Origin of the sequence: Pseudomonas sp. NPDC090592 (assembly GCF_044769185.1) — a bacterium.
Lineage (GTDB): Bacteria > Pseudomonadota > Gammaproteobacteria > Pseudomonadales > Pseudomonadaceae > Aquipseudomonas.
The window spans coordinates 1-13,220 of record NZ_JBIVXJ010000013.1 but is presented as its reverse complement, the minus strand read 5'-3'; the positions used below and the strand labels follow the sequence as shown (position 1 = coordinate 13,220).

4 protein-coding genes are annotated in these 13,220 nt (G+C 66.5%); 3 read left to right on the top strand and 1 reads right to left on the bottom strand.

The genetic code is table 11. From position 1 onward, the window contains the following. Positions 1-7 precede the first annotated feature (7 nt). Positions 8-457: an azurin gene (azu, locus tag ACIQUI_RS13590; protein WP_403199249.1), complete on the bottom strand. Its 450-nt coding sequence runs from the start codon at positions 455-457 to the stop codon at positions 8-10. Positions 458-638: 181 nt separating this feature from the next. Between azu and ACIQUI_RS13585 the strand changes: the two genes are divergently transcribed. From ACIQUI_RS13585 to ACIQUI_RS13575, 3 genes are all read left to right on the top strand, one after another. Next, positions 639-1,622, top strand: coding sequence for a TauD/TfdA family dioxygenase (locus ACIQUI_RS13585; protein ID WP_391126799.1), 984 nt, complete (start codon positions 639-641; stop codon positions 1,620-1,622). 312 nt (positions 1,623-1,934) lie between these two features. Next, complete coding sequence (locus ACIQUI_RS13580; RefSeq protein ID WP_403199247.1) at positions 1,935-8,402, top strand: amino acid adenylation domain-containing protein; 6,468 nt, start codon at positions 1,935-1,937, stop codon at positions 8,400-8,402. A 1-nt stretch (position 8,403) separates the two neighbouring features. Beyond that, positions 8,404-13,220: amino acid adenylation domain-containing protein (locus ACIQUI_RS13575; RefSeq protein WP_403199244.1), on the top strand; the 4,817-nt coding region annotated here is incomplete at its 3' end.

Here is a 13,220-nt window from a genome sequence, read left to right as displayed (position 1 = left end):
GGCGGGGTCAGCTGCCGAGGGTCAGGGTGCCCTTCATCAAGGTGCTGTGGAACGGGAACGAGCAGTAGAAGCTGTAGTCGGTACCGGCCTTCAGCTGTTTTGTATCCAGGGTGACGCTGTCCTTTTCGCCGCCGCCGATCAGTCGGGTGTGGGCGATCACCCGGGTGTCGCCAGGTTTTACATAGTCCTGTGCCTCGCCGGCCTTCTGGCCGTCATCCAGCACGCCTTGCATGTCGGCCGGGGTGCTCAGTACCCAGTTGTGACCCATGACGTTCTTCGGCATGTCGCCGGGGTGGGTGAGGGTGACGGTGAACGAGGTGCAGGCCTTGGGCACGGAAATGGCGGCCTTGTCGAAGGTCATCTGGTCGGTACCGTGGATTTCCACGGCGCATTGTTCCGCCGACCAGGCGGCCGGGGCCGCAGCGAGCAGGGCGAGGAGCAGAAGCTGGCGAGTCATGTACGGTTCCTGGGCGATAAAAGGGTGCACATCGTTCAGACGAACCGGCACGCCCTTGCTTTACCTGTGTGTGTTGCCCTGGTGAATTTCCCGCAGGCCCGCTCGTTCATCTAGTCAGGCGCCGCCATGGCGCAAAACCCGATTTCGCCGCCAACGCGGCCCTGGCTTGAGGTGACCGTACATGAGTGAACTGCTGAGCTTTGCCATCGAACCCCTGGATGCCGCGCGTGGCAACCTGCCGCTGCTGGTGCGTGCGCCTGAACCGGGCATTGACCTGCTGGAGGCCTTTGCCGAATTGCAGCCACTGGTGGACCGGCACCTGCTGCAAGCTGGCGGCATTCTGTTCCGCGGGTTCGAAGTGGCGGGTGCAGAAGCCTTCCGTCAGTTCGCTGCCTCCTTCGGCCACCCGCTGCTCAACTACGAGTTCGGTTCAACCCCGCGCAGCAATGTGACCAAGGGCGTGTACACCTCCACCGAATACCCGGCGCACCAGAGCATCCCGCTGCACAACGAGCAGGCCTATACCCTGGAATGGCCGATGAAGATCTGGTTCTACAGCGTGATCCCCGCCGAGACCGGTGGTGAAACGCCAATTGCCGACAGCCGCGAAGTGTACCGGCGCATGCCCGTGCGTATTCGCCAGCGGCTGGAAGAGAAGGGCTTGATGTACGTGCGCAACTACGGCAACGGGCTGGATGTTGAATGGTCGCAGGTGTTCAACACCGAAGACCCGCGCCAGGTCGAGGCCTACTGCCGGGCACATGCCATCGAGTGCATCTGGAAGGATGACGGCGAACTGCGCACCCGTCAGCGTTGCCAGGTGGTGGGGCGGCACCCGGTAACCGGGGACAACGTGTGGTTCAACCAGGCGCACCTGTTCCATGTGTCGAACCTGCAACCGGAAGTGCGCGAATCGCTGATGGACATCGTCGAGGAAGAGGACCTGCCGCGCAACGTGTACTACGGCGATGGTACGACCATCGAGGATGCGTTGCTTGATGAAGTGCGCGGGGTGCTGGACGAGTGCACCATCAGCTTCCCGTGGCTGGCGAATGACGTGCTGATGCTCGACAACATGCTCGCGGCCCATGCCCGCTCGCCGTTTACCGGCAAGCGCAAGGTGGTGGTGGCGATGGCCGAGGGGCATTCCGAGCTGCTGCGCTGACAGCTGCTTGATGTGCTGGCCCCCGCAGGATCATCTGCGCCCTAGGCAGCGGTGCAATCCCTGTGGGAGCGGGCGTGCCCGCGAAGCAGGCGACGCGGTGGATGGCACCGGCGCTGCCGGTGTTCGCGGGCTCGCCCGCTCCCACAGGGACTGCGCAAGCTTTCAGATTTTTAACAAGACATTTGCTCCCACACGGATCGCGCCAATTTAAAGAGTCGCGGCAAGACAATTGCTCCGCTTGAACTCCCCCTAAATCAGCCCCCCATGCCTTCGTCTGACAGTTACCGCTCGACTGCCAGGACTTCGCTCGACATGAATGCCGACCAAACGCTCAAGCTCGCCCGCCGCTTCATCGAACTCAGCCCCGACAAGCGCCGCCTGTTCCTCAAGGCGCTGCAGGGCGAGGGCATGGACTTTTCCGTGCTGCCGATTGCGCCAGGTGTGGAGGTGGCCGAGCGTGACCAGCTGTCGTACGCCCAGCGGCGCATGTGGTTCCTCTGGCAGCTCGACCCGCAGGGGGCGGCTTACAACTTGCCCCTGGCCGTGCGCCTGCACGGTCCGCTGGACCTGCAAGCCCTGCAGCACGCCTTCGATGCCCTGATCGCCCGCCACGAAACCCTGCGTACCCGCTTTGTCGCCGATGGCGATGACGTACGCCAGCAGGTCGATACCGTCGCTGCCCCGTTGCAGTTGCGCCAGGATGCCCTGGCCGAACTGGACGAAAGTGCCCGCCAGGCCGCTGTCGAGTCTATCGCCGAAGCCGAGGCGCTGGCCCCGTTCGACCTGGCCAGCGGCCCGCTGATACGCGTGCGCCTGCTGCAACTGGCCCCACAGGATCACGTGTTGCTGCTGACCCTGCACCACATCGTCGCCGACGGCTGGTCGATGAATGTGCTGATCGACGAGTTCCTGCGCCTGTACGACGCCGCCGTGGCGGGCACCGACGCTACCCTTGAGCCGCTGCCCATCCAGTATCGCGACTATGCCCTGTGGCAGCGTAGCTGGCTGGAAGCCGGTGAACAGGAGCGCCAGCTGGCTTACTGGCAAACCCGCCTGGGTGACGACCATTCGGCGTTGGAACTGCCGCTGGACCGCACCCGCCAGGGCCGGCCCAGCTACCGGGGCGCACGCCACGAGTTCCCCATCGCCGCAAACGTCGCCGAGCGCCTGCGCGGTGTGGCCCGCAAGCACAACGCCACGCTGTTCATGGTCCTGCTGGCCGCCTTCAAGCTGCTGCTGCAGCGCTACAGCGGCCAAACCGCAATCCGCGTTGGCGTGCCCATCGCCAACCGCAACCGTGCAGAAGGCCAGGGCCTGATCGGCTGCTTCATCAACACTCAGGTACTGCACACCGAGATCGACCCGCTGTTGGACATTGCCGGGCTGCTGCAACGCGTGCGTGAAACCGCCGTGGGCGCGCAAAGCCACCAGGACTTGCCGTTCGAACAACTGGTCGAAGCGCTGGACCTGCCGCGCAGCACCGAAAGCCCGCTGTTCCGTGTGTTGTTCAACCACCAGGCACAGGTGGCGGATGTGCAGGCCATTGAAACCCGCTCCGGCCTGAGCCTGGCGCCGATCACGCTGGAGAAGCACAGCGCCCGCTTCGATCTGGCGCTGGACACCCACGAAAGCGCCGGGCAGTTGCACGCGGCGTTCACCTACGCGACCGATGTGCTCGATGCCGCCACCGTCGAAGCCCTTGGCGAACAGTGGCTGGCCCTGGTGCAAGCGCTGGCCGATGAAACCGCTGGTGCGGTAGGCGAGCTGGCATTGCCGGGCCTGGTCGTTGCCCAAGGTGAGCCGAAGCCAGGCGGGGCAGCCTTGCTGGTTCATCAACGCTTTGCCGCTGCCGCCAGCAGCCACCCCCAGCGTATGGCGGTAATGGCCGCAGGCGAACAGGCCAGCTTTGCCGATCTCGATGCGCGGGCCGAAGCCATCGCCAACCGCTTGAGCCAGGCCGGGGCAGGGCCGGACACACTGGTCGGCGTACTGGCCGACCGCAGCGTTGGCATGCTCGCCAGCATCCTTGGCGTGCTCAAGGCCGGTGCTGCGTACTTGCCACTGGAGCCCGAGCAACCAGCCGAGCGCCTGGCCTACATGTTGGCCGACAGCGGCACGCGCCTGGTGCTGGCGCCCGCTAACTGGCAGGTTGAACTGGCGGATGGCGTGCAGCACATCGACTGGGCGCAAACGGGTAGCGCCAGTGCCGTTCGCCTTGCGCCCGAACCGGCCAACCTGGCCTACGTGATCTACACCTCTGGCACCACTGGCCAGCCGAAAGGCGTGGCAATCAGCCACGGTGCATTGGCCAACTACGTCGATGGCATCGCCGCCCGCCTGCCGGTCGAACGCATCCGCAGCATGGCCCAGGTCTCGACGCCGGCTGCCGACCTGGGCCACACCATGTTGTTCGGTGCCCTGTGCGGCGGCCACACCCTGCACCTGCTGTCGCGTGAACAGGTATTGGACGCCGAAGGCTTCGCCACCTACCTGGCCGACCATGAGGTGGACGCGCTGAAGATCGTGCCGTCGCACCTGGAGGCGATGCTGGTGGCTGGCCGTTCGGCGCTGCCAGAGCAATGCCTGGTGCTGGGCGGCGAGGCCATCAGCCCGGGCCTGCTGGGCAAGATTCGCCAGTTGAACCCGGCGCTAAAGGTGTTCAACCACTACGGCCCGACCGAGACAACAGTCGGTGTGCTGGTCGCCGAGCTTGACGAGCACGCCCGCCTCGGCCAGCCGTTGGCCAACACCCGCGTAGCGGTGCTCGACCATTGCCTGCAACCGCTGCCGGCCAAGGCCAAGGGCGAGCTGTACATCGGTGGCGCCGGCCTGGCCCGTGGCTACCTGAAGCGCCCGGCGCTCACCGCCGAGCGCTTCGTCCCTGATCCACATGGTAGCCACGGCCAGCGCCTGTACCGCAGCGGTGACTGGGTACGCCAGGGCAGCGACCTGCAATTTTCCGGGCGCATGGATGGCCAGGTGAAAATCCGTGGCTACCGTGTAGAGCTGGCCGAAATCGAAAGCCAGTTGCGTGCGCTGGACGGCGTTGCCAACGCGGTGGTGCGCGTGCATGGTCAGGCGCCACAACTGCAACTGGCCGCATGGCTGGTGCCGAGCCAGATGCCGGCCGACAGCGTGGCCTGGCAGGACGCGATCCGCGCCACCCTCAAGGGCCTGCTACCCGAGCACATGGTGCCCGCCTACCTGATGGTGCTGGAGCACCTGCCGGTCACCGTCAACGGCAAGGTCGACGTCAAGGCATTGCCAGAGCCGGTCGCCACCCAGGTGGCTTACCAGGCACCGCAGACCCCGTTGCAAGTGCAGTTGGCGCAAATCTGGGCGCAAGTCCTGCAAGTGCAGCAGGTGGGCCTGACGGATAACTTCTTTGCCCTTGGCGGCCATTCGCTGCTGGCCACGCAGGCCGTATCACGGGTGCGCAAGCAACTGGGCGTGGATCTCCCGTTGCGTACCCTGTTCGACACCGTCGACCTGCAAGCCTTCGCGCAAGCGGTAGCCGAGGGCGAGCAGGGTGCCGGGCTGGACATCGAAATCCTTGACCGGCAACAGCCGCTGCCAGTGTCCCGCTCGCAGAACCGCCAGTGGCTGTTCTGGAAGCTGAACCCCGAAAGCCTGGCCTACAACACGCCGATGGCGGTGCGCATGCAGGGCAATCTGGACCGTGCAGCGGTGCAGGCCGCGCTGGACGCCCTGGTCGCCCGTCACGAATCGCTGCGCACCGTGTTCGTAGAGGCTGAGGGCCTGCCTTGGCAGCGCATCCTGCCGGCTGCTGCGGTGCCGATCGGCTTCGAAGACCTCAGCGGCCAGGACCACGCGGCGCAGATGCGCAAGCTGGAAGCCGAAGCGTTTGTCCCGTTCGACCTGGAGCACGGCCCGCTGCTGCGTGCCCGCCTGTTCAAGGTGGATGAGCAGCAGCACCTGCTGTCGCTGACCCTGCACCATATCGTCTCCGACGGCTGGTCGATGAGCCTGCTGGTGCGCGAGTTTGCCGCTGCCTACAACGCGGCGGCCACTGGCCAGGTGCACGCCATCGAACCGCTGCCGGTGCAGTACGCCGACTTCGCCGCCTGGCAGCGCAAGTGGCTGGCCGAAGGGCAGATGCAGGCGCAGATCGACTACTGGAAAGCGCGCCTGGAGGATGACTTCGAGGTGCTCGAACTGCCGGCCGACCGCATTCGCCCGCAGGTCAAGAGCTACCAGGGCAGCCGCTTCGACGTGCGCCTGCCGTTGGCCCTCACCGAGCGTTTGCGGGCACTGGCGGTGGCGTCCAATGCCACGCTGTTCCATGTGTTCCTGGCCGCCTACGCCATCGTGCTGTCGCGCTACAGCCGCAAGGGCACGCTGAACATCGGCGTGCCGGTCACCAACCGCAACCGCCTGGAGCTGGAAGGGCTTATCGGCTTCTTCATCAACGTGGTGGTGGCCCGCATCGGCGTGGATGGCAGCCAGCCGTTCCCGCAGCTGCTGGCGGCCATCAAGGAAACCACCTTGCAGGCCCAGGCCAACAAGGATGTGCCATTCCTGGAGGTGGCCGAAGCGCTGTACCCGGAGCGCGACCAGGGCGTGAACCCGTTCTTCCAGGTGCTGTACAACCACCTGCGCGACCTGGGCGAGCAGGTGTCCAGCGATGCCCTGCACGGCCTGAGCGTGAAGGAAGTGGACCTGCTGGAGCCGGGCGCGCAGTACGACATTTCGCTGAACACGCTGGAGCGCTCCGATGGCGTGACGGCGTCGTTCAACTATTGCACCGACCTGTTCGACGCGGCGCGCATCGAGCGCATGGCCGGGCACTGGCAGGCGTTGCTGGAAGCCATCTGCGCCGAGCCGCAGCGCTGCATTGCCGAGCTGGACTTGCTCGGCACCGCCGAGCGCCAGCAGTTGACCCATGGCTGGAACCCTGCGCCTCAAACCACCAGCGGGTTGTGCGCGCATCAGCTGTTTGAACGCCAGGCGCGTGAGCGGCCAGACGCCGTGGCGCTGATTTTCGACGACCAGCAAATGACCTACGCCGAGCTGGACCGCAGCAGCAACCAGCTGGCGCATCGCCTGCGGGCGCTGGGCGTAGGTCCGGACAGCCTGGTCGGCGTGGCCGTGGAGCGCGGCCTGGGCATGGCCTTGGCGCTGATCGCCATCCACAAGGCCGGTGGCGCCTACGTGCCGCTGGACCCGGACTACCCGCAAGAGCGCCTGGCCTACATGGTCGAGGACAGCAACATCGGCCTGCTGCTGGCCGATGCGCCTTCACGTGATCGCCTGCAGTTGGGCAAGCAGCTGCCTTGCGTGGTGCTGGAGCCCGGCATCGATTGGCTGCAAGCCTGGCCAGCCGAGCCACTGGCGAACCTGGCTGCACCGCAGAACCTGGCCTACGTGATTTACACCTCCGGCTCCACCGGCATGCCCAAGGGCGTAGCGATCGATCACCACGCCTTGTCGGTGTTCTGCCAGGTAGCCGGCGATTACTCGCGCCTGAGCCCGGCCGACCGCGTGTTGCAGTTCGCCACCTTCAGCTTCGACGGTTTCATCGAGCAGTTCTTCCCGCCGTTGGCCCAGGGCGCCTGTGTGGTGCTTCGCGACCTGCGGCTGTGGGATACCGCCACCTTGCTGGATGAAATCAACCGCCACGGTGTAACCGTCGCCGACCTGCCGGCTGCCTACTGGCGCCTGCTGGCGCTGGAACGCCGTGCCCCCGAAGCCTACGGCCGGCTGAAGCAGATTCACGTGGGCGGCGAAGCCGTGCCGGAAGACGCCCTGCGCGCCTGGCTGGCGGATGGCCCGCCAGCGGTGCGCTTGCTGAACACCTATGGCCCGACCGAAGCCACCGTGGTCGCCACCACCTATGACTGTTCGCAGATGACCGGGCAGCAGATCAGCAAGGGCGGCGTACCGATCGGCCGCGCCTTGCCGGGCCGCAGCCTGCATGCGCTCGATGATGGCCTGGCGCCGACCCCGGTCGGCGTACCCGGTGAACTGTTCATCGGCGGGGCAGGTTGCCTGGCGCGTGGTTATCACCAGCGGCCGTCGCTCACTGCCGAACGCTTCATCCCTGACCCGTTCGACCCGGTTGGCGGTGGCCGCCTGTACCGCACGGGCGACCTGGGCTGCTACGACGAAAACGGCCAGCTGGCCTATCGCGGGCGGGTTGATCACCAGGTGAAAGTACGGGGCTTCCGCATCGAGCTGGGCGAAATCGAGCAGTACCTGCGGGCACACCCGGACGTGCGTGAGGCCACCGTGCTGGCCATCGACCTGCCCGGCGGCAAGCAGCTGTGCGCCTATGCCGTACCGGCCGAAGGCCACAGCGGCGACCTGCGCCTGGCGCTGAAGCAGTACCTCAAGGCCAGCCTGCCCGACTACATGATCCCGTCCTACCTGGTGACCCTGCCGAGCATGCCGCTGACGCCCAGCGGCAAGCTCGACCGCAAGGCGCTGCCGCTGCCCGACCCTAACCAGCCGCAGCATGACTACGAGGCGCCGCAGAGCGAGCGCCAGCAGCAGTTGGCCAACATCTGGGCGCAGTTGCTGAACGTGACCCGCGTGGGCCTGAACGACAACTTCTTCGAGCTGGGCGGCCACTCCCTGCTGGCTGCCCAGGCGGTGTCGCGGATCAACGTTGAACTGGGGCTGGATGTGCCCCTGCGGCTGATCTTCAGCCACCCCGAACTGCGCACGTTCGCCCAGGCACTGGACGAGCAAGGCCTGTCGCTTTCCGACGATGGCCTGAGCGATATCGAACAAATGATGAACGCATTCTCAGAGGCCTGACATGGAACTCACAGCAGCACAACGCATCGCCCAACGTTTCGTCGGCCTTCCGCTGGAGCAGCGCCAGCAGATCCTGGACAAGATGCAGGCCAGCGGCCAGAGCTTCCGCCTGCTGCCCATCGTGCCCGCACGCCAGGGCCTGGCGCACATCCCGCTGTCGTATGCCCAGCAGCGCCTGCTGTTCCTCTGGCAACTGGAGCCCGACAGCCCGGCCTACAACGTGCCGATGGCGGTGCGCCTGAAGGGCGCGCTGGACCAGGCGGTACTGCAACAGGCGCTGGATGCGCTGGTGCAACGGCACGAGTCGCTGCGTACGCGTTTTGCATCGGATGAGGGTGCGTTCCACCAGGACATTCTCGAGCACTGCCCGCTGCCACTGGAGCTGGTGACGTTCGCCAGCCCACCTGATGAGGGTGCCTTGAGCGTGGCGGTGGACGCTGCCCTCAAGCAACCGTTCGACCTGCTGGCCGGGCCGCTGCTGCGGGTGACCCTGCTGCGTGTGGCGGACGAGGAGCACGTGCTGGTGCTGAGCATGCACCACATCATCTCTGACGGCTGGTCCAGCGATGTGCTGGTGCAGGAGTTCATCCAGCTATACACCGCCCTGGCCGAAGGCCGCCAAGCGCAGCTGCCGGCCTTGCCGATCCAGTACGCGGACTACGCCATCTGGCAGCGCGCCTGGCTTGAAGCCGGGGAAGCAGAACGGCAACTGGCCTACTGGCGCACGCAGCTTGGCGATGAGCAACCGGTGCTGAGCCTGCCGCTGGATTTCGAGCGCCCGGCCACACCCAGCCAGCGCGGCGCGGTGGTGCGCGTGGACATTGCCGGCGAACAGGCCGAAGCCCTGCGCAACCAGGCGCGCAAGGGCGGCCACACGCTGTTCGTGCTGGTGCTGGCGGCCATGGCGGTGGTGCTGTCGCGCTACAGCGGCCAGGCCGACATCCGTATCGGCGCGCCGAATGCCGGGCGCAACCGCAAGGAGCTGGAAGGCCTGATCGGCTTCTTCATCAACACCCAGGTGTTGCGTGTACAGGTTGACGAGCGCGCCACCTTCGCCGCGCTGCTGGAGCAGGTCAAGGACGTGATCGGCGGCGCGCAGTCGCACCAGGAGATACCGTTCGAACACCTGGTGGATGCTTTGCTGCCTGAGCGCAACCTGGCCCACAACCCGCTGTTCCAGTTCAAGATCAACCAGCACGTGGCCGCCAGCGACACCGGGCGCAAGCGCCTGGGGGCACTGGAGGTGGAAGGCTTTGCCCGTGACGGCGGCGATGCCCGCTTTGACCTGGCGTTCGACTTCTCCGACAAGGCCGATGGCATCGAAGGCTACTTCACCTACGCCACCGACCTGTTCGAACAGGCCACCATCGAGCGCATGGCCGGCTCGCTGCGCCAGGTGCTGGGCGCGTTGACCCGCGACCCGCAGCAGGTGATCGTCGACTGCCCAGAAGGGGTGGCCGCGCTGCCGGCTGCCGTGCAGTCTTATCCGCACGGCGACATCCTGGCGTTGTGGCGCCAGGCCATGGCCCAGGGCCAGGCCCATGGCGGCGTGCGCGCCGGTGAGCGGTTCATGACCCAGGCCGGGCTTGAGGCAGCGTCCAACCGCCTGGCCGATTACCTGCGCCAGCGTGGCGTTGGTGCGGGCAACATCGTTGCCCTGTGCCTGCCGCGCTCCATCGAGTGGGTCAGCGCCTTGCTCGCGGTGCTCAAGACCGGCGCTGCCTACCTGCCGCTGGACGGCCAGCAGCCGCAAGAGCGCCTGCAGCAACTGATTGCCGACAGTGGTGCCGCCGTGCTGCTACACGAGCCCGGTGATGAGCGTTTCGCCGACCTGCAAGGCGTGCAGGTGATTGCCTGCGAGCACACCGCCTGGGCAGCCTGCAGCGACATCCCGGTCGAGGTGGCGATCACCCCTGAGCAGCCGGCTTACCTGATCTACACCTCCGGCTCGACCGGCCAACCGAAAGGTGTGGTGGTCAGCCACGGCGCGCTGGCCAGCTACACCCAGGCCGTGCTGGAACGCCTGCAACTGCCGGCCGCAGCCAGCATGGCGATGGTGTCCACCCCCGCAGCCGACCTGGGCCATACCGTGCTGTTCGGCGCCCTGGCGTCCGGCCGCCTGCTGCACCTGCTGCCGCAGGAACTGGCGTTTGACCCGGATGGTTTCGCCAGCTACATGGCGCAACACCAGGTGGGTGTGCTGAAACTGGTGCCGAGCCACTTGCAAGGCTTGCTGCAAGCAGCCCGCGCCGCCGATGTGCTGCCTGCCGAGGCGCTGATCCTGGGGGGCGAGGCGTGCAGCTGGGGCCTGCTGGAAAAGGTCCGCGAATTGCGCCCGGGCTGCCGGGTAATCAACCACTACGGCCCGACCGAAACCACGGTTGGCGTGCTCACCTTCGAGCCCGGGCAGCCTGTACCTGGCTGCCGCACAGTGCCGGTAGGCCGCCCGCTGGGCAATGCCTGCGCCCAGGTGCTGGATGGCTACCTGAACCCACTGGCGGCGCAGGTTGCCGGTGATCTGTACCTGGGCGGGCAAGGTGTTGCCCAGGGCTACCTGGGGCAGCCAGCGCTGACCGCCGAGCGCTTTGTGCCCGCCGAAGGCGGCACCCGCCTGTACCGCAGCGGTGACCGCGCCCGCCTGACGGCAGATGGCCTGGTCGAGTTCATCGGCCGCGCCGACGACCAGGTAAAAATCCGCGGTTACCGGGTGGAGCCGGGTGAAGTTGGCCGGGTATTGGCAGGCTTGCCGGGTGTCAACGACGCCGTGGTGCTGGCCCTGCCGCTGGAAGGCGATGCCGAACGCCTGCAACTGGTGGCCTATGCCGTGGCCGACGGCGGCGTGACCGTGCAGCAGTTGCAGGCGCAACTGCAAGCACGCCTGCCAGACTACATGGTGCCGGCCCAGATGCTGTTGCTGGAGCGCCTGCCGCTGACCGCCAACGGCAAGCTCGACAAGCGTGCGCTGCCGGCACCGGGTGCCGTCAGCCGTGGCTACGTGGCGCCGGAGGGCGAAATCGAGGAGAAGCTGGCCGCTGTCTGGGCCGATGTACTGAAGCTGGAGCAGGTCGGTAGCAGCGACAACTTCTTCGAGCTGGGCGGCGACTCGATCCTCAGCCTGCAAATCATCGCCCGGGCCAAGCGCCAGGGCATCAAGATCACCCCCAAGCAACTGTTCGAGCAACAGACCATCGCCCAGCTGGCCCAGGTGGCCAAGCGCATCGAGGCCAGGCAGCCCGTGGCCGCAGCGGCAGCGGTGGACACCGCCATCAGTGGCGAGGCCGCGCTGCTGCCAGCCCAGGTGCGTTTCTTCGAAATGGATATCGCCCAGCCTGCGCACTGGAACCAGTCCGTATTGCTGAAGCCGGCCGACCCGGTACAGGTGCCGCAATTGGAAGCAGCCTTGCGCGCAGTGGTTGAACAGCACGACGCCCTGCGCCTGCGTTTCATCCAGGGCAACGGCCAGTGGCAAGCCCGCTTCCAGCCGCTGGACAATGCGCCGCTGGTGCGCCAGCGCCAGCTGGCCACGCTGGACGAACTCGACGCTGCCGGCAACGACGTGCAAGCCGGCCTCGACCTGGCGCTCGGCCCGCTGCTGCGCGCCGAACTGTTCGACTTCGCCGATGGCCAGCAGCGCCTGCTGCTGGTGGTTCACCACCTGGTGGTGGATGGTGTGTCGTGGCGGGTGCTGCTCGAAGACCTGCAAGCCGCCTACCAGCAGGTACTCAACGGCCAGGCCATCAGCCTGCCTGCCAAGACCAGCCCGGTGAAAGCCTGGGCCGAACGCCTGGCCGCCCACGCCAGTAGCCCTGCCCTGCAAGCGCAGCAAGGCTACTGGCAGCAGGTGCTGGCCGGCGACCATGCCGAGCTGCCGCGTGACAACCCACAGGGCAGCCTGGACAACAGCCATGCCCGCACCGCCGCCACGCGGCTGGATGCCGAACGCACCGCCAAACTGCTGAAGCAGGCACCGGCCGCCTACCGCACACAGATCAACGACCTGCTGCTGACCGCACTGGCACGCACCCTGTGCCAGTGGAGTGCACAGGACAACGTACTGGTGCAGCTGGAAGGCCATGGCCGTGAAGACCTGTTCGACGACCTCGACCTCAGCCGCACCGTGGGCTGGTTCACCAGCCTGTTCCCGGTGCGCCTCACCCCGGGTCACGATCTGGGCCAGTCGATCAAGGCGGTTAAGGAGCAGTTGCGCGGGGTGCCGGACAAAGGCATCGGCTACGGCCTGTTGCGTTACCTCGGTACAGCCGAAGCGCGTCAGCAGCTGGCGGGCGCCGGCCAGGCCCGCATCACCTTCAACTACCTCGGCCAGTTCGACGCCAGCTTCGCTGGCGAGGCCGGCGCACTGTTCATGCCGAGTGGTGAAGCGGCAGGTCGCACCCAATGTGCCGGTGCGCAGTTGGGCAACTGGCTGAGCATCACCGGCCAGGTGTACGGCGGTGAACTGTTCCTGGAGTGGACCTTCAGCGCCGACGTTCACCACCCGGCCACCATCGAACACCTGGCCCAAGCCTACGAGCAGGCCCTGACCGAGCTGGTAGAGCACTGCTGCGACGCTCGGCACCAGGGTGTTACGCCCTCGGACTTCCCGCTGGCCGCACTGACCCAGGCACAACTGGACAGCCTGCCGCTAAACGCCGGGCAGATCGCCGATGTGTACCCGCTGTCGCCCATGCAGCAGGGCATGCTGTTCCACACCCTGTACGACCAGCAGGCCGGCAACTACATCAACCAGTTGCGTGTGCAAGTGCAGGGGCTGGACGTGCCTCGCTTCAAGCATGCCTGGCAGGCAACTTTCGACGCCCA

Excerpts from the sequence above, each read along its gene's own strand:
- azu (WP_403199249.1), bottom strand. The coding sequence starts at position 457 with ATGACTCGCCAGCTTCTGCTCCTCGCCCTGCTCGCTGCGGCCCCGGCC.
- ACIQUI_RS13585 (WP_391126799.1), top strand. The coding sequence starts at position 639 with ATGAGTGAACTGCTGAGCTTTGCCATCGAACCCCTGGATGCCGCGCGT.
- ACIQUI_RS13580 (WP_403199247.1), top strand. The coding sequence starts at position 1,935 with ATGAATGCCGACCAAACGCTCAAGCTCGCCCGCCGCTTCATCGAACTC.